The sequence below is a fragment of the Nitrospira sp. CMX1 genome, assembly GCF_054902215.1.
The window spans coordinates 19,647-38,000 of sequence record NZ_JBUBKD010000015.1 but is presented as its reverse complement, the minus strand read 5'-3'; the positions used below and the strand labels follow the sequence as shown (position 1 = coordinate 38,000).

The 18,354-nt window shown below is 54.7% G+C and carries 18 protein-coding genes; 5 read left to right on the top strand and 13 right to left on the bottom strand.

Annotated elements, in window-relative coordinates:
• Window positions 1-67 precede the first annotated feature (67 nt).
• Window positions 68-1,129, top strand: coding sequence for a 3-deoxy-7-phosphoheptulonate synthase (locus ACYX34_RS05360; RefSeq protein ID WP_462075525.1), 1,062 nt, complete (start codon window positions 68-70; stop codon window positions 1,127-1,129).
• Between the two features lie 69 nt (window positions 1,130-1,198).
• Window positions 1,199-1,966 (top strand): TatD family hydrolase, encoded by a 768-nt coding sequence (locus tag ACYX34_RS05355; RefSeq protein WP_462075524.1) that lies wholly within the window; start codon window positions 1,199-1,201, stop codon window positions 1,964-1,966.
• Here ACYX34_RS05355 and ACYX34_RS05350 read toward each other — a convergent pair.
• A complete protein-coding gene (locus ACYX34_RS05350) occupies window positions 1,953-2,474 on the bottom strand; it encodes an NYN domain-containing protein (protein WP_462075523.1) in 522 nt (173 codons plus the stop codon). The two genes, ACYX34_RS05355 and ACYX34_RS05350, sit on opposite strands and share 14 nt — an antisense overlap.
• A gap of 139 nt (window positions 2,475-2,613) precedes the next feature.
• Here ACYX34_RS05350 and ACYX34_RS05345 point away from each other — a divergent pair, with 139 nt between their 5' ends.
• Complete coding sequence (locus ACYX34_RS05345; RefSeq protein WP_462075522.1) at window positions 2,614-3,891, top strand: N-acetylmuramoyl-L-alanine amidase family protein; 1,278 nt, start codon at window positions 2,614-2,616, stop codon at window positions 3,889-3,891.
• 33 nt (window positions 3,892-3,924) lie between these two features.
• A complete protein-coding gene (truA, locus tag ACYX34_RS05340; RefSeq protein WP_462075521.1) occupies window positions 3,925-4,662 on the top strand; it encodes a tRNA pseudouridine(38-40) synthase TruA in 738 nt (245 codons plus the stop codon).
• A 183-nt stretch (window positions 4,663-4,845) separates the two neighbouring features.
• Here truA and aepY read toward each other — a convergent pair whose 3' ends face one another.
• Together aepY and aepX are read right to left on the bottom strand one after the other, a co-directional pair.
• Window positions 4,846-5,979, bottom strand: a complete 1,134-nt coding sequence (gene aepY / locus ACYX34_RS05335) for a phosphonopyruvate decarboxylase (RefSeq protein ID WP_462075520.1) — start codon at window positions 5,977-5,979, stop codon at window positions 4,846-4,848.
• 121 nt (window positions 5,980-6,100) lie between these two features.
• The gene (gene aepX / locus ACYX34_RS05330) at window positions 6,101-7,735 is read right to left on the bottom strand and encodes a phosphoenolpyruvate mutase (RefSeq protein WP_462075519.1); all 1,635 of its coding nucleotides are present in this window, start codon (window positions 7,733-7,735) and stop codon (window positions 6,101-6,103) included.
• 326 nt (window positions 7,736-8,061) lie between these two features.
• Here aepX and ACYX34_RS05325 point away from each other — a divergent pair, with 326 nt between their 5' ends.
• Complete coding sequence (locus ACYX34_RS05325) at window positions 8,062-8,382, top strand: PsiF family protein (RefSeq protein ID WP_462075518.1); 321 nt, start codon at window positions 8,062-8,064, stop codon at window positions 8,380-8,382.
• A 74-nt stretch (window positions 8,383-8,456) separates the two neighbouring features.
• On the opposite strand, the gene cysE is transcribed toward ACYX34_RS05325, so the two are convergent.
• From cysE to ACYX34_RS05275, 10 genes are all read right to left on the bottom strand, one after another.
• Window positions 8,457-9,107, bottom strand: coding sequence for a serine O-acetyltransferase (gene cysE, locus ACYX34_RS05320; protein WP_462075602.1), 651 nt, complete (start codon window positions 9,105-9,107; stop codon window positions 8,457-8,459).
• 20 nt (window positions 9,108-9,127) lie between these two features.
• A complete protein-coding gene (gene ispF, locus ACYX34_RS05315) occupies window positions 9,128-9,613 on the bottom strand; it encodes a 2-C-methyl-D-erythritol 2,4-cyclodiphosphate synthase (protein ID WP_462075517.1) in 486 nt (161 codons plus the stop codon).
• On the bottom strand, window positions 9,610-10,356 hold the full coding sequence (gene ispD / locus ACYX34_RS05310) for a 2-C-methyl-D-erythritol 4-phosphate cytidylyltransferase (RefSeq protein ID WP_462075516.1): 747 nt from the start codon (window positions 10,354-10,356) through the stop codon (window positions 9,610-9,612). The genes ispF and ispD overlap by 4 nt, the downstream gene beginning before the upstream one ends.
• A gap of 80 nt (window positions 10,357-10,436) precedes the next feature.
• Window positions 10,437-11,990, bottom strand: coding sequence for a DegQ family serine endoprotease (locus tag ACYX34_RS05305; protein ID WP_462075515.1), 1,554 nt, complete (start codon window positions 11,988-11,990; stop codon window positions 10,437-10,439).
• Window positions 11,991-12,028: 38 nt separating this feature from the next.
• Entirely contained in the window at window positions 12,029-12,952 is a 924-nt protein-coding gene (locus tag ACYX34_RS05300) for a class I fructose-bisphosphate aldolase (RefSeq protein ID WP_462075514.1), read from the bottom strand.
• A 42-nt stretch (window positions 12,953-12,994) separates the two neighbouring features.
• Entirely contained in the window at window positions 12,995-13,999 is a 1,005-nt protein-coding gene (gene fbp, locus ACYX34_RS05295) for a class 1 fructose-bisphosphatase (protein ID WP_462075513.1), read from the bottom strand.
• Between the two features lie 50 nt (window positions 14,000-14,049).
• The gene (locus ACYX34_RS05290) at window positions 14,050-14,889 is read right to left on the bottom strand and encodes a DUF3108 domain-containing protein (protein ID WP_462075512.1); all 840 of its coding nucleotides are present in this window, start codon (window positions 14,887-14,889) and stop codon (window positions 14,050-14,052) included.
• On the bottom strand, window positions 14,883-16,283 hold the full coding sequence (locus ACYX34_RS05285; RefSeq protein WP_462075511.1) for a phosphomannomutase/phosphoglucomutase: 1,401 nt from the start codon (window positions 16,281-16,283) through the stop codon (window positions 14,883-14,885). Before ACYX34_RS05285 ends, ACYX34_RS05290 begins: the two co-directional genes overlap by 7 nt.
• Window positions 16,284-16,354: 71 nt before the next feature.
• Entirely contained in the window at window positions 16,355-17,806 is a 1,452-nt protein-coding gene (locus tag ACYX34_RS05280; RefSeq protein ID WP_462075510.1) for a mannose-1-phosphate guanylyltransferase/mannose-6-phosphate isomerase, read from the bottom strand.
• A gap of 9 nt (window positions 17,807-17,815) precedes the next feature.
• A complete protein-coding gene (locus ACYX34_RS05275; RefSeq protein ID WP_462075509.1) occupies window positions 17,816-18,352 on the bottom strand; it encodes a KdsC family phosphatase in 537 nt (178 codons plus the stop codon).
• Window positions 18,353-18,354: the final 2 nt, after the last annotated feature.

The following is an 18,354-nucleotide window of genomic DNA, read 5'->3' as shown; positions in this document are numbered from 1 at the left end:
TTCGTTAAAGTGTTAGCCCCTTACAGCAGGGTCCTATTGAGAACCAAGCCACGCGGCGTAGCAGATCATGAATAGACCGATCGACAATCAACACGTTATTGAAATCAAGGCGCTCCCGTCACCTCGCGCCGTCAAGACCAAACTGCCCATTACCGATCAAGCGGCTGCCCTCGTTGTTGAAACCAGAGAAGCGATTCGTCGGATCCTCCATGGCCAGGACCGAGACCGGCTGCTGGTCATCGTCGGGCCCTGTTCCATCCATGATCCCGATGCGGCCTATGAATATGCGGCCAAGCTGAAGCCTGTTGCCGACGCCTTGCGCGACCGATTCCTGATCGTGATGCGAACCTACTTCGAAAAGCCGAGGACCACGGTGGGATGGAAGGGCCTCATCAATGACCCTCGGCTTGATGGAACCTGCGACATCGCGACGGGAGTGGAGTTGGCCAGAGCGATTCTCCTCAAGATCAATCAATTGGGCCTTCCCTGCGGCACCGAGTTGCTGGATCCAATTAGTCCACAGTACGTGGCCGATCTTATCAGCTGGGCAGCGATCGGCGCTCGCACCACCGAAAGCCAAACCCATCGAGAAATGGCCAGTGGTGTCTCCATGCCGGTTGGATTCAAGAACGGAACGGAAGGCAGCCTGCAGGTCGCCGTCAATGCCATGCTTTCCGCCCGCACGCCGCACCATTTCGTTGGCATCAATGCCGATGGCCAAACCGCCATCATCAAGACCCTGGGGAATCCCGACCGCCATATCGTGCTCCGTGGCGGAGGCGGAAAGACCAACTACGAAGCAGAACACGTCGCGAAAGCAGAAGCAGCCGTCGCAGGTGAAGGCATCGTCCGCCCGATCATGATCGACTGTTCGCATGACAACTCCAAGAAAGATCATACCCGCCAGGGGTTCGTAGCCCAAGAAGTACTGCGGCAGTTCCGCGAAGGCCGCCAGACGATCATGGGACTCATGCTTGAGAGCAACCTGAACCCAGGCAAACAAGCTTGGAAAGAAGGGGTGGCTCTGCAGCATGGTGTCTCCATTACCGATGCCTGTCTAGGCTGGGATGAAACCGAACAGTTGCTGCACGAGCTCGCCACTGCCGTCACCCCCAAGCCAGTCTCCTGACCGATTTCCTCCCAGATTTCCGCACACAGGTATACCCCCCGCACGATCACATCGTGGTAAGATGCGTCAATGTTAATCGATACCCATACGCACTTAGACGACGCCCGGTACAATGATGACCGCGAGGCGATGATCGCCCGTGCGCAAGAAGCTGGGGTCGAAGCGTTTATGACGATCGGATGCGATTTGGCCACCAGCCAAGCAGCCGTGACGCTTGCCACACGCTACCCTTTCGTCTATGCCTCAATCGGCGTCCACCCACACGAGGTTAAACACATCGACGACGATTGGTATCACGAATTTCGTCAGCTCGCGCTCAATAAGAAGGTTGTGGCTTACGGCGAGATCGGATTGGACTATCACTACAACCACTCCTCCCCGAAGGAACAGCGCGAGCGGTTTCGTGAACAGGTCCAGCTCGCACGCGAACTCAAACTCCCTGTGATTATTCACACGAGGGAGGCGCAAGAGGACACAATTACTATTTTGAAGGAAGAAAAGGCATCAGAAGTCGGCGGGGTCTTCCACTGCTTTTCCGGAGATGCCTGGCTGGCAAAGGATGCGTTGGATCTTGGATTCTATCTATCCTTTTCGGGCATCCTCACATTTCCTAATGCCACGATGCTCCGTGATATCGCCCAAGATACACCCCTTGACCGTGTATTAATTGAAACCGATTGCCCGTACCTGACACCGGTTCCCTACCGCGGCAAACGCAACGAGCCGGCTTACGTCTCACAGGTGGCCCAACAGCTGGCCTCTCTCCACACGATCTCCCTTGAGGAAATCGGCAAACGGACCAGCACCAACGCGAAACAGTTGTTCAAAATCGCTTAAGGTGTCGGTCACGCTTCCGTTGAGACTTAGGAAGCTTTCTCGGATTGCCTTTTTTCTCCGGTCCACGCCGTACCGTAAAGTCCTCTCCTGTATCCAGCTCTTTGTGCGGCACGCTTCCGCTTGGGAGCGATGATGCCCGTAGTTTAGAAGTAAACTCCTGAGCTCCCATGACAAAGGCCCCGTGGGCCCGAGCCGCGCATGCGATTTCATGGTCGGAGCTGACTACGGCACAGTCAGGTCCATACTCCCTGGCCAGTCGCTGAATAACCTGATCGGCTCGCTCTCCCCGCTTTGAATAGATCACCTGCACGCCCGAACGGTGTTCCCGCTGCTCCGATGAGTGGCCCTGCTGCCACCCATCAAACACGACAGTGATATGATGATGCTTGCGATGTCGGTAGCTCGCCAAATCATACAGCAGTCGTTCGCGGGCCGACTCAAGCTGTCCGCTCAGTCGGCCCCCGGCAGATAGAAGATTATACCCATCAATAATCAGATGAGTCGGCATAGAGGTCACGCTATCATATCGCTCAACTGACCGTCACCGTGGCTCTCGTCGATCCAACTGGCGTAGTTCTTGACATGGCGGCAGACATCTGAGAATAGTTTCCCATCATCTACCACTGAAAAGGGGCTACAAAGGGTCCATGCAAGAACGAGAGCCCTGGCTGTTTTCATTCAAGCCCCTCACGCTCACCGTAGCTGGCACCCTCTTCTTCCTTTCCACTGCGATGGCTCCCCAAGCGTTGGCTTGGTCATCCGACACACCACGGACGCTGTCGATACAGGGATCGAAACAGAGCCATGTCAGAGGGACGGCCGCTTCCCTCGCCCCGGTCACAATCCGTAACATCCGTGCGACGACCAGTCCGGAGAAAATCAGGCTCGTCCTGGACCTCGATCGCCCGACGAGAGTCATCGAACAGCACGTCGAGGATCCAAGCCGGGTGCTCATTGCACTCCCTGACGCCTGGCTCAGCCAAACAGTGCGGGGCAAAGCCACGGACGGAACGATCCCCACACCCTTTATGGTCACTCAAGTCGCCCCTCACACCGTAGCCATTTCCCTCCCCACGACGTCGTTCCAATCATATAAGCACTTCATTTTATCCGACCCTCCACGGGTAGTCATCGATGTCACGCTTCCCATAGAACAAGGTCTTAACCCGGCAAACGCCCCTCAAGAGACCTCAAAACGTGTCGTCCCTACGGCCCCTCAGCCTATTACCCCACGGACCAAGGGGTACACCACCATTGTGATCGATCCAGGCCACGGAGGAAAAGATCCGGGTGCTCGGGGGAGTCAAAAGACCGAGGAGAAGGACGTTACCCTCAAGGTAGGGCTTCAACTCCGAAAACTCTTGAGTAAGCACCCCGGGGTACGAGTATTGATGACCCGTGACCGGGATGTCTTTGTGGAATTAGAGGAACGAGCTCGATTTGCGAACAGCAACGAGGCTGATCTGTTTGTCTCCATCCATGTCAATTCCCACCCCGTACGCACGGTGAAAGGCATAGAGATCTATCACTTTGGGGAAGCCAAGGATCACCGGGCGCTGGAGGTGGCGGCACGAGAGAACGGAACACCCATCAGCAACACGGGAGTTGGGTGGGAATACCTCGTGGCAGATCTTTTAACAACGAAAAAGATCGAGGAATCGCTCGAGCTCGCCTGGAATGCCAAAGCCGCCATGGTGGCTCAAATGAATGGCCACTATGAAGTCGACGATCATGGCGTCAAGACCGCCCCTTTCTATGTCTTGAGATTCACGAGCATGCCCAGCATTTTGGCGGAGATCGCCTATATTTCAAACCCCGCAGAAGAAGAGCTCCTCAAAAAACCTGTATTCGTCCAGGATGTTGCTCAATCGCTCTACCAGGGTATTGTCGCTTTCCTCTCGGCCGGCAAGTCTGATATACGCTAAGTTCACGCGTTCGCTCCAGTTCTTAGTCGAACTATGTCCACCATAAAGCTCACGCTTGAATATGACGGCACAGCCTATGCCGGCTGGCAACGTCAACCCGATCAGCCGACCATTCAAGCAGCCGTTGAGACGGCGATCTTCGGTGTGACCCAAATCACGGTGCCGGTCATCGGTGCGGGACGGACCGATGCAGGCGTGCATGCCCTAGGTCAGGTCGCGAGCTTCCGTATCGATCGTGACATGACACCTCGTCAATGGGCCAGAGCGCTGAATGCGCACCTTCCGGAGAGTATTGTAGTCAGATCAGTTGAGCTCATGCCCGACTCGTTCCATGCCAGGCACTCAGCCAAGGGCAAACTGTATGAATACCACATCCTCAATCGGCCAGAGCGTCCAGCAGTTGAGCGAGCCTATTGGTGGCATATTCACCAGCCTCTTGATGACGAAGCCATGAGTACCGCCGGGAATACTTTCATTGGAGTCCACGACTTTTCTTCGTTCCAGACACAGCCAACCGACAATGATGACCCCATCTGTCACCTCCAGCGATTCACAGTAGTCCGCGAAGGTCATCGACTACGGATCGAAGTCTATGCTGATCGATTCCTCAAGCAGATGATCCGCTCAATTGTCGGCACCCTTTTGGAAATCGGCCTGGGCAAGCGCCGGACAGAGAGCCTCACAGCCATCCTCAATGCCTGTGATCGCTCAGCTGCAGGAAAGACCGCTCCGCCGCAGGGATTATTTTTGGTGCGAGTTGATTATGGCTGAGGCAGTTTCGACAGGCCCTGAGCATATCCGTAGAATGGAACGACGTGATGACGAGCAAGCTATTCCGCGGAAGATGTTGAGCTCCACACCTGCCCTGCACGAGCGCCAGGAGTATATTTGGGTCATCTCCAGCCGTCTGCGCCGGTTGATGACCACCCAGATGTGCCCAAACTCTTGCACCACCTACCGAGCAGACTCAAGAAAATCCATAAAGGCGTCCTTATTCTGAATTGGGGTCGTTTCCGGACGTCCTAAGTCTTTTCGCGCTCCGCACCGGACCTGAATCTCCAAGAGGCTTGGTCCCGGCAAGCCTTTGAGCTCCTGAAGGCACGTCTGCAATTCTGATTGTGTTCGAGCCCTGGTCGCTCGCTCATACCCAGCTGCACGAGCGATACTCAGGATATCGATATCCAGAGCCACAGTCGGTTGCCCACCCACTGAGTCATGAGCACCATTGTTCAAAACAATATGCTTAAAATTGTTCAGCTTCAGTGTTCCGGCCAAGGCCACCCCTCCCATATGCATCAGGAGTGCCCCATCTCCATCAAGACAATACACAGACCGTTCTGACTCTTGAAGCGCAATCCCCAGCGCAATTTGCGAGGCATGCCCCATACCACCGACCGTGAGGAAATCCCGATGGTGACCATCGCCCCGTTTGCGCCTGTATTCATAGAGCTCTCGAGAGGGCATACCAGTTGTGGAGACAACGACATCCCGCTCATCGAGCACATCAACCACCTGCTGAATTGCCTCTTCTCGGGACAGCGCAAAGTCTGCTTTCTCTAGCCGAGGTGCTGCATATGCCGTAAAGGCTCCTTTCTTGATCACCAATGCGAAGGGGCCGCCGGTTTTTTGGATATGTACCACAGCATCTTTCACAATGGTCTCTGCATCATCCACGTCAGCCCCCAGTACCGAATAAGGAACCTCCATGGCCTCAAGCATAGGAACCATCACTCTGCCTTGCTTCTTATGCTGAGGTTCATCGTGTACCCCTGGCTCACCGCGCCATCCAATGACAAAGAGCATCGGAACGGAATACACTTCTTCATCTGCGAGCGACAAAAGTGGATTGACGACGTTGCCCAACCCAGAGTTTTGCAAATAAATAAGGGGGATTCCCCGCGTTGCGAGGTGATATCCGATCGCCAGAGCCACGGCTCCACCTTCGTTGGCAGCGATGAGATGCGCTCTGGGCCGACTGGTATGAGCAATGCAGGAGCAGAGTTCCTTGAGAAGTGAATCTGGCACTCCCGTGAAAAACTCAACGCCATGCCGCTTGAGGCACTCAACAAATTTTTGTGGATTCAGCATGCCTGACGCTCCATACAGGGCGATTGTTCAGCCCTACGTTGCCGCGAAACAAACTTCCGTTAGCAATGGTGAAGCATGAGCCGGAAAACAGTGCGGATGGAGCGGCACATATATGCGCCGCTCAGAAATTCCCTGCCTGGACCACATCGTCCAGACTATTGATATCGAGCCAATGCCCCACGGTATACAACACGCGAATCGGCTGCTGTCGCTTCAGCAATTCTTGTAACAGGTGAGGGATGCCGGCTTTTCGATTCACAGGATCGGTCATCATCGTCGAAAGAATGGTCTGAAGTTGAGCCGCTCCGGCAGGAGAAACTTTCAGAAACCCCATCCAAACTCCGTGGGTCTGTTCTCTCCCCACCGTATTCCCGAGCTGTTTCAAATAGACCTTGGCATTAAAAGCCTTCTTCGAATTCGGCAAGGAGCATTCGACAAAGCCGCCGAGACGCACATAGCTGCTTTGATTCTGCCAATCGCTATCCACGAAGATCACAAAGTCCTCGTTCTCCTGACAGAGGGCCTGTGGGATATATTTATTGAACAATACATCTCCGTACGAAATAATCAGGTCCTTTGACGGACTATTCAGCATGCGGAAAGCTTTCTGCAGTGAATCCAACTCACCGGTGTCGGCAAAATCATCGTTATCCAAATACCTCAGGCTAGGCAGGTTGACCGATTCCTTCTTATAACCACGGACGACCGTGATGTCCTTGATCCCTACAGCGTTATAGGCATCCACAATGTGGGCGAGAATTGGTGTCCCCTGAATCTTGACCATCGTCTTCGGCTGATGTTCGGTCAATTCCCGGAGTTCCTCGCCACGCGAGGCAGCCAGTACAATCGCCCCGGTGTTTTCTGCCCCCCGAGGAAGGTAACGGTCTTCGGCATCCTGCAACTCCGCCGCATTTTGCAAGCGGAAGATCTCGGCAACGGGAGCCACCTTATCCTCGATCGATAGTAGATGTTCCTGTTCCTTGAGGGTTGACGCTGTTTTCTGCATAGCCGCCACAGCGGCCCGAAGCAGGTGATTAGCCCAAATGACGATCGAAAATCCGCGCTGTCGAAACACCTCGGTCGGGGTCGCATAATACTTCGTCGGGACGATCACGACAGGGCATCGATTGCCCCACTCGTGCTTGAACGACAGGATTTCATCAGGCACTGACAACGCACTATGGATGAGGATCCCGTCCGCACCGGCCTGACGATAGGCCTCTGCTCGACGGAGCGCCTCCGCAAGTCCCCAGCCACAGATAAAGGCTTCCACTCTCGCAATAATGCAAAAGTCTGGGTCAGTTTGTGCATCTTTACCGGCCTTGATCTTGCCGCAGAACTCTTGCACATCCGCCATCGGCTGGGCATCCCCTTTGATAAAACTATTCGTTTTGGGGAATAACTTATCTTCGATACAGACGGCAGCAATACGCCGTTGCTCCAGTTTGCGAACCAACCGCTGCATATTATTGAAGTTGCCGTATCCTGTATCACCATCGAGCAGGATAGGAATCGTGGCCGCATCGGACATGAACTCCAGATTGTCCAAAACCTGGGTCCAGCTGGCCTCGTTATTATCACGCACACCAAATTGAGCCGAGATGGAGAGACCACTGGCCCAGATACCTTTGAAGCCGGCTTCTTGAACGATCTTTGCGCTGAGGCCGTTATGGGCTTCACAGATGAACTCCAGCTGCTCCGACATAAGCAAGTTCCGAAACTGGCGCGCTGGCGTAACCGCGGGGGTTGAACTCATAACCGGCCTTTCTTCTTTTCGGGAAGGCACTCCAGGACAGATCTCATGGATAGAACTGTGCTGTTCGTGTTGTGCGCACAGCATATCCTTTTCTCAAGGAGAAATCACCCTTTCACCCCACAAACCACAAGCACACTGAGCTCCACCCTATCATTTGGTTCGCCTTGAACCTTTCGCTCGAAGAAATGAACTGGAGCCCCATCCTACGACCTCCCCAGCATCCTACCTCCGACCAATAGATTCAACTCCCTCTTAATGACACGTACGTACTTCTCTGTTATACTGCCCCAGTCATACGCCTCACTTCTTAATAAAGGAGACCCAACATGCGGAGAGTTCTACACACCTTCACACTGACAGTCTTTGTGCTCACCCTTGGCGCAGCTCCGCTCGCCATGGCTGCGCCGGAGCAACAGAATAAGATGAAGGCCTGCAATGAACAGGCGAATGCAAAAGGGTTTGGCGAAGGGAAAGGCGATGAGCGGAAGGAGTTTATGAAAGAATGCCTTTCCGCCAAGTCTGGGAAAAGCGGAGGCGGCAAGGACACTCAGCAGAATAAGATGAAGACGTGCAATAAGGAGGCGGGTGAAAAGCAGTTGAAAGGCGACGAGCGGAAGAAATTTATGAGTGACTGCCTGTCTGCATAGGCAGCCGTAATCCGGCGCGGCAGAGTGCCGCGCCGAGGTCATTCCATCAGCACACTGTCCGACGGTACGACCAACTATTGGCGGCGAGGTTCATCGTGATTTTCGAGCTTCTTCCGAAGCTCAATCAATTCCTGCTCCAATGCAATGAAGCGGTCACTGATGGGATCCGGTAAATCGACTTGATCCATTGTGGCATCAGGCAAACGCTCGCCCTGGGATTTGATGACGCGGCCCGGGACACCGATCACCGTCGAATTGGCCGCGACATTCTTCAAGACGACAGAATTGGCCCCGATCTTCACATTGTCACCGATCGTGATCCCGCCGAGGATCTTGGCCCCAGCGCCTACAACCACGTGATTTCCCAAGGTCGGATGTCGCTTACCTCGTTCTTTGCCTGTCCCTCCCAACGTCACACCCTGAAAGAGCGTCACGTAGTCACCGATCTCTGCCGTCTCCCCGATCACCACACCCATACCGTGGTCGATGAAAAACCCCGTCCCAATCTTGGCCGAAGGATGGATCTCAACGCCGGTGAGCCAACGAGCCAGCTGAGAAATCGCTCGCGGGAAGAATGGCACTCCCATCGACTTCAGTCGATGAGAGATACGATACGCGAGCAACGCATGAAAACCTGCATACGTAAGGACGACCTCCAGTTTGCTGGTTGCCGCTGGATCTCGATCAAAGACCGCCTGAAGGTCTTGTTTGATGTGTGCCAACATCACCGGTGTATTCTACGGCACTAGGATGGCTCGATTACGCAGATCGCGTGGGCGGTCATCCCCTCTTCGTGACCGACCGCATCGAGTCCCTCCCCGCTCTTGACCTTCACGTTGACGAGGTCAGGGTCAAGACCGGCCGTCTCCGCAATCTTTTTCTGCATCGCGGAGAGATGCGGGCCGAGGCGAGGAGCTTGAGCCACAACAACCGTGTCGATATTGCCTACCTGGTACCCCTTGGCCTGAAGTTTTGTCATGACATCTTCCAACAACTTCAAGCTGGAGATCCCTTTATACTTGGGGTCAGAGCTAGGATAATGCCGCCCGAGATCCCCTTCTCCCATGGCACCCAACAAAGCATCGCACACGGCATGAACAAGGACATCCGAATCAGAATGGCCAAGCAACCCTTTCGTGTGCGGAATTTCAATTCCACCCAATATCAATTTACGGTCCGGTCCGAGTGGATGAACATCGTAACCATAGCCAATGCGAGCCCCTTTCTTCATACTACCCCTTTCCTGTCATCTGATCGACGCGAGGCCAAAATCGCTTCACCGATTACCATATCCTCCGGTCTCGTCACCTTGATATTTTCTCCGCTCCCTTCCACCACGACGACCGGGTGTCCAGCCCACTCGAACAAAAACGCATCATCGGTGGCATGCACACCCTCCGCATGAGCCTTGCGGTGGGCATTCAACAATTGATCTCGCCGGAATGCTTGCGGTGTCTGAGCCAACCAGAGTGGTTGTCGATCAACGGTCCGTTCAATCCGATGTTCCTTTCCAACCTGTTTGACAGTATCACGCATCGGTAACGCGATAATCGCCCCTCCTTCGCGCCGTGCAGCTTCCACGACCTCAGCCACCATCTGTTCTGTCAGAAACGGGCGTACCGCATCATGCACCACCACAATCCGTGTGTCTTCAGGCACATGTTCCAAGGCATGCCGAACAGAATCCTGTCGTTCCTTTCCACCAGCCACCACCCGCCTGACTTTTGAGAATCCGAACCGGACGGCAAGATCATTCAGACAATAGTCGAGATCAACCTGCGGCACAGCTAAGATGATCTGATCAATGGCAGGAGAGCGCTGAAGCACACGAAGCGAGTGGACGACCAAGGGTTCACCGCCCAAGGCCAAAAACTGCTTGGGAACGGCACCACCCATCCGAAGGCCTCGTCCTGCGGCAGGGACGATGGCCACGGCTAACTGAGTCTGACAAGGACGTGCGCCTGTCTGGTCCATCTGGTTTGCCGGTTCATCCGGGTGACTTTATTCAACCAAACATACTAGACAGACCAGGTAGATCACGTGAGCCTGACAGATCATGGGCGAAGTGTAAGATAAATCGTCCGACCCTGCCGCTTGAGCAGAAGCAACACTGCCTGATCCTTGGGAAGCTTGCTTGCAACCCGCTCAAACGCCTTGACTGAGGTCACGCTCTGCCGGTTAACTTCCAGCACGATATCACCTTCACGAACACCCAACTCTTCAGCCGCACTCCCCGGTTTCACTCGAACGATCACCACACCACGCTCGCTCGACTTCAATCCATAGCGGCTTGCCAACTCTTCCGTCAGGTCGCGGATATCAAGGCTAGACAACACCCCTGTCGGGGTTGCTGATTCGCCTCCGTCGTCCTCGCCGCTTTGAGACATCGACTTAGGCTGTTCAACAATGGTGAGGTCGATGGTTTTGGCCTTCTTGTCCCTGACAATCTTGACGACCACTTTTTTCCCGACTGGTGTCTGGGCGACGGCATTGCGCAGATGCGTGGGTGAATCCATCGGTTTCCCGTCGTATTCGACAATGACGTCGGCTCGCTCAAATCCGGCCTTCTTGGCTGGACTGTCCTCCATGACATCGCTGACGAGCACACCCTTCGTTTCCGTGATTCCAAACTGTGACGCCAATTCCGGCGTCAACTCCTGAATCGAGACACCCAGCCATCCACGCACAACTTTCCCAGTCTGTACGAGTTGTCCCATAATCGACTGCGCCATATTGCTCGGCACGGCAAATCCGATCCCCATATTGCCGCCGCTTTGACTGAATATGGCCGTATTGATCCCCACCAGTTCACCCCGGACATTGACCAAGGCCCCACCGGAGTTCCCCGGATTGATCGCGGCATCGGTCTGGATGAAGTCCTCATACTCAGCAATACCGGCCGCTCGTCCAAGTGCACTGACAATTCCCAGCGTGACCGTCTGCGTCAGCCCGAACGGATTGCCGACGGCCAAGACAAACTCTCCCACTTCTAACTTGTCCGAGTCAGCCCATGGCACACTGGGAAGCCCTGCGGCTTCGATCTTCACGACGGCCACATCAGTCTTCGGATCAGTACCGATCAACTTTGCTTTGAACTCGCGCTTGTCCGAGAGAGTCACACGGATCTCATCCGCCTTGCCGACGACATGATTGTTGGTAATGATCAACCCGTTCGAATCGACAATCACACCGGACCCCAACCCTCGCTCTTTCTTCTCCTTGGGGTGTTCGAACTTCCTGAAAAACTCGTCGCCGAAAAACTTTCTAAATAACGGATCATCAAAGGGGGTCCCGCCCGATCCTTCTCCACGTCCACTCTTCGTCGCATAGATATTGACCACCGCCGGCTTCACCGACTTGGCAATATCCACGAATGTTTGGGTGCCCCCGCTCAGAATGGGCTGCGGAGCCGTCGAGACAGGTCTGGGGATAGGAGGTGGCGGCGGTGCAACCGACAATGAGTCTGGCACAGCATGGCCATTTGATAACCACCCAAGATCCGAGGCGACGACAAACCCAATAATTATCCCGGCCGTCAGCAAGGCAGCGGCCACAACCCAGTTTTTCTTGCCTTGTGCGGGCTTGGGGTCAAACTCGATGTGATTCATACGTATCCACTTGTTTCTATCCGTGAATCAGGAAATGCTCATTGAATCGCGCCGCTGTAAATCCCCATGATCGTCTGGAGAAACTTGATGGCTTCCGCCTTCGGCCTCTGGAAAGAGTTCCGTCCGATGATGCTGCCAAACCCGCCCCCATCCCGGATCCCCCGAGCCTCTTCAAACACGTTCTTATCTTCACTCTTGGCCCCGCCGGAGAAGATGACGATCCGTCGTCCATCGAACGAACTTTGCACCACATGTTTGACCCGTTCAGCCAGAGTCTTAATTGGGATCTGCGTCGATTCATACACCTTCTTAGCAGCCGCTTGTTCTAAATGTGCAGTCGGCAACTTCACTTTGATGATATGCGCACCCAGTTGCGCCGCGATCTGTGCCGCGTAGGCTACGACATCCATCGCCGTCTCGCCTTCCTTGCTCAAAGCTGATCCTCGCGGATAGGACCACACCACGACGGCGAGGCCACTGGCCTTCGCCTCTTCAGCAATGGCCTGCAGTTGTTCATACATCGCATTGCAATGGGCAGATCCAGGATAGATTGTGAACCCCACAGCCGAGCACCCCAACCGCAGGGCATCATTCACGCTTCCTGTGACTGATGGCAGCGGATCCTTGTCATCATGCAACACGTCATGATTGTTCAACTTAAGGATCAATGGAATCTGGCCCGCAAACTCACTGGCCCCGGCTTCCAAAAACCCAAGTGGCGCCGCATAGGCATTGCAGCCGGCATCGACGGCGAGCTGAAAGTGATAGTGCGGGTTATATCCGGATGGGTTCGGTGCAAAACTTCTTGCCGGACCATGCTCGAACCCTTGATCAACCGGGAGAATGACTAACTTACCGGTCCCAGCCAATTTTCCAGAACGCAACATGCGGGCGATATTGGTCTTCGTCCCAGCATTATCACTACCGTACCAACTCAGGATTTCTTGGACCCGATCTCCCATAATTCCCTCCAGACAACTCCCACATTCAATACCAATGAACGACTATAGTTTCCCTTGAATGCACGCCTCAGCCTGCTCAACATCGAGACGGCTCCCGATAATCAACGGCACACGCTGGTGTAACTTTTTGGCTTCCACATCTAGAATTCTCGTCATACCGGTTGAGGCTTTTCCTCCAGCCTGTTCGACCACAAATGCCATGGGATTGGCCTCATAGAGCAATCGCAGCTTCCCCTCCGGCTTGTCGAGTTCCCCCGGATAAAGGTAAATCCCCCCGCCAAGCAACAGGCGATGCACATCGGCCACCAAGCAGCCGGAATACCGCGCACTGTAGGGACGACTCGTCGCCTTATCACTGACCTTCAGCGAATCCACATACTTCCTTACTCCTCCGGGCCACTTGTTATAATTCCCCTCATTGGCCGCATAGACCTTCCCCTTGTCCGGAGTCCTGATCCGCTCGTGGGAGAGCAGATATTCTCCGATGTCAGGGTCAAGCGTGAACCCATAGACGCCTTGCCCAACGGTGTATACCAACATCGTGCTCGATCCATACAGCAGATACCCGGCCGCAACTTGTTCGGTCCCTGGACGGATCAAATCCGACTCCGTCGGCAACTGATCGGTTCGTCCATACTTGAGCACGGAAAAAATGGCCCCGAGCGGCATGTTGTTGTCCGTATTAGACGAGCCGTCCAACGGATCGAAGAGCAACATATACTTGCCGTGCGGCCAATTTTTTGGCAGCAGGATAGGCTGTTCCATTTCTTCCGACGCCAGAGCACAAACATGTTCGCTCGATTGAAAAACTTTGACGAAGTCGTCATTGGCAATGGCATCCAGCTTTTTGACGGTCTCTCCCTGAACATTCGTCTCACCGGTCGTCCCGAGAATATTGATCAACCCTGCGCGACGAAGATCTTGGGAAATGAGTTTGCCGACCAGGCCGATTTGGGTCAACAGGCTGGAAAACTCTCCTGTCGCCCCAGGGTGCGATGCCTGACTCCGAATGATAAACTGGCTTAATGTCGTGGGAAACTGTCTCATCGTGCGGCTCAGTATAACGGGTTTCTCCTGCCTGAACAATAACCTCCTATTCAAGAGCCCGGCTTCACAGCGCTGACTCCTGACCAGCCGCCAACGAGATCCGCGACGATAGCCCCAAGCACGACCTTCGCTTTCATTCGGACAGGAGTCCTTCGTTCATCATTTGTCACCCAGACATAAATGTCCCCCTTATTCATGAAGAGACCATGAAAGGGCATGATCACGCGCACGCGCACCGTCTCCACTGTTCCCCAGCCCCCGTCGAGGGTCTCGATTCCTTCGACTCGAACCTCAACCGGCCGGTTTTTCTTATCATGATACACGTTCATCTTGAGTGAGGCCCCCGGCGTAGGCGGCAACACCGCACGCGTGTAGTACAGGCAGGAAATAATGTCGTGCGTCCCTGCCGGGATGGGCAAGGATTCGGTGGTTCCTCCTCTGACGGCCGTCACCGTCCCTTCCTTTTGATGGAACGTATATTCGATATCCTCTTTCTTTTTGCCTTCGCGTCGCCGGAAGGTCATATGATCCGGGGTCAGCGTGTCCAGATCCAGGTCCGACTCCACTCGATTGTCCACAGGGAAGAACTTCGTGATGATGGGTGTCGACTGTGCCGTCCCAATCAACTTGGCGCTGGTAGTGCCACTCCTTGTGCCTTCCGTAGAAGCCACTTCCATCATGGCAATCACAGCAGTCAGGTTGAGCCAGGACACCTCGTATGTCAGCCGTTCCCCGATCGTGAAGGGACGTGTCGGTTGGCCCAATCCTTCAGCGTCGGTTATTCGAGGAGAAACCAAGAGCGTCAACAACGCAGCTCCAATGGCGACAGAGCGACCAATGCAGGCACATCGGCAGGCAAAACCACTCCAAGTGGGGACGGATTTTAGCACGCGAGCGCTCGTCTGGCCTCCCCGAGTTCCTCTTCGATGAACGCTCGAATGGCATCGAGGTGCACGGAGGACGTCGCTTCAAATCGCAAAACCAACGCCGGCTGGGTATTGGATGCCCTGATCAGCCCCCAGCCGCCATCGAAGATCGCGCGGACCCCGTCGATCGTAATGAGATTTCGTAGTATCAGTTTCTTCAGACCAAGCTCCTGTTTGGTCTGCAGGTATTCAGTGAGCCTTGTCCGAATCCGCTCAACCACCTCAAACTTGACGGTGTCAGGAAGGTCCACTCGTATCTCAGGCGTCACGACCGACTGCGGCAGATCAGCAACCAACTCTGAAAGCGGCTGCTGAGCTTTCGCCAGGATCTCGACCAACCGACAAGACGCATAGACGGCGTCGTCATACCCAAAATACCGATCCGCAAAAAACATATGTCCGGACATTTCACCGGCCAAGACCGCAGATTCGGTCTTCATCTTCGATTTGATCAACGAATGACCGGTCTTCCACATGATCGCCCGTCCACCACGCTCGGCAATGTCGTCGTAGAGGCTTTGGGACGCCTTGACCTCCGAGATAATCGTACTCCCCGGCTTCTCGGCTAAAATATCTCGAGCATACAGCACCAAGAGACGATCTCCCCAGAGCACCTGTCCCTGCTCATCCACTGTGCCGATTCGGTCCGCGTCCCCATCATAGCCGATTCCGACATCAGCCCCATGAGCCTTCACCGCTTGCATCAGGTCGGACAAATTCTCAAGCACCGTGGGATCCGGATGGTGGTTGGGGAAACGCCCGTCTAGGTCGCAATAGAGCCCCGTGACTTTACATCCCAGTAATTCAAGGGCTTGCTTGGCCACGAGAGACGCCGCTCCATTCCCGCAATCAATCACGACGTGCAACCGGTCAGCCTTAATATGAGAAAAGCTTTTCTTGATGTATCCTAGATAGTCAGGGATAATCGGATACTCGGAGAGTCGACCACTCCCGGAGGCGAAGATGCCCGCTTCCATCACCCGCCGCAGTTCTTGAAGTTCATCTCCATGGATCGCTGTTTTTCCGAGACAAATCTTAAACCCATTATACTCCGCCGCATTGTGGCTCCCGGTGATCATGATGCCGCCGCCAATCGGGAGGGTAAATAGCGAGAAATACACCAATGGAGAGGAACACACTCCGATATCAACGACATCAAGCCCACCAGCAAGCAGCCCCTTGAGCAGGGCCTTGTGTAGGGCCGGAGAACTGAGACGACCGTCACGACCTACACTGATAGCGTTGACTCCACGCTTGCCGGCATAGGTCGCGTATGCAAGCCCCACCCGCTGAGCCAACTCCTCCGTCAATTCGGTGCCGACGATGCCTCGAAGATCATATTCGCGAAATAGTGCCATGCCGTCTCCAATATACTGATACGCGAACAGACAAGAACGCTGACATCGTGTCAGGCCGTCAGCTTACTCTGTCAGCGACTCGCCGTTCTCCCATAATCATCCTTGAAGCGGACGATATCATCCTCACCAAGGTACGGGCCATTCTGGACCTCGATGATATGCACGATCTCAGACCCTTGGTTTTCCAGGCGATGTTGCGTTTTCACCGGAATGGCGGTGCTCTGCCCAACCTGCAAGTCAAACACCTCCTCACCCCTGGTCACCCGCGCAGTCCCAGCGATGACGACCCAATGTTCACTGCGTTGATGGTGCATTTGGAGTGAGAGTCGCCCACCTGGGTTGACCGTCACACGCTTCACTTTGAACCCCGGACCTTCTTCCAACACCGTATAAGACCCCCATGGCCGCTGAACGGTCAGATGCTCCAACTGTTCCGGCGCCTTCTGCTGTTTCAGAATGTCGACGACCTTTTTCACATCTTGTGCTCGCGACTTCGGGCATACCAAGGTCGCATCCGGTGTATCCACCACGACCATATCTTGTAATCCGATCGTCGCCACGACCCGCCGGTCGGCATAGACGATCGACCGACGACTCTCGATATCGACCACTCGCCCTGTGGTCACATTCCCGGCCTTATCCCTTGAGGCCACTTCATCCAGACTTCCCCAACTCCCGACGTCCGACCATTTGAACGCCACCGGAATGACGGCCGCTTTCGACGAGCGTTCCATCACACCATTGTCGATGGAGACCGGCTTGATCGCTCGATAGAGGCCTTCAATGGCTGACCTGGGTGCCTGACTCAGGCGAAGCTCCCCGATTCGATCCATCGCTCCGGCAATGGCCGGCTGATGCCGGCGAATTTCTTCCAAAATCGTCGCAGCCCGCCAGATAAACATCCCGCTGTTCCAATAATAGTTGCCGGCCTTGAGATACTGCATCGCCCTGGCGACATTCGGCTTCTCTATGAATTTGTGAACTGAAAAGCCACGCAACTTTCCTCGTTTCTCCAGTACAACCTTGTCGTTCGGTTTGATATATCCATAGCCCGTTTCCGGACGAATCGGCTTAATCCCAAAGGTGACCAAGTAGCCTGCTTCTGCCAATTGACAGGCCAGCAGAACAGCCGCTTCAAAGTCACGCTGCCCGGTCACCACATGATCCGCAGGCACCACCAGCATCACTGCATTCGGATCCCGACGCTGTGCCTCGAGAGCCGCCAAAGCAATAGCGGGGGCGGTGTTCCGTCCTTCCGGTTCAAGCACAAACCCATCGGCGAGATCTCCTGCCCAATCGGCGAGTTGCACACGGATAAGGTCAGCTTGTGCGACATTCGTCGAAATCAAGACGTTGGCTGCCGGGGCACAGCCAAGCACGCGCTGCATCGTTTGTTGAATCAGCGTCTGTTTGCCACCGATCCGCAAGAGCTGCTTTGGAAACAGATGCCGGCTCAAGGGCCAAAACCTGGTCCCGCTTCCTCCGGCCATAATGACGGGAAAGACTGCGTGCTTGTTAGCCATCCTTTCTCCTCACCTCCTCCGCTTGGTCCCCTTCGCTTCGGTTCGAGATTGGAGTATCAACTCAGCGAGTTCTCTGACTGCTCCTTCTCCACCTTTCTTCTGACAGACATAGCCGACGATATCCAGCACTTGCGGAAGACCATCTGCCGGAGCCGCCGACAGCCCCACGGCCTTCAACGCTTCAATATCGTTCACATCGTCCCCGATATAGGCAATCTGCTTGAGCGCAATGCCATGCCGTGAGGCCATTTCCCGAATCACCGACAACTTATCCATCACGCCCTGGTGGAGTTCAGGGATCGCCAGCTTTTCTGCCCGCCGTGCGACCAATCTGGTTCGCTCCTGCGTCACAATTGCCGTGATGAGCCCAGCCTTTTGCAGGAGTTTGATACCCATCCCATCATGCGTATTAAACTTCTTCCACTCGTCACCGGACTCAGAGTAGTACATACCGGCATCGGTGAGGACTCCGTCCACATCGGTGGCGAAGAGACGAACATTCTGCAAAAGATTTCGGGGAGGTCCCCCCTGAGCTTGGCGCTTCATCG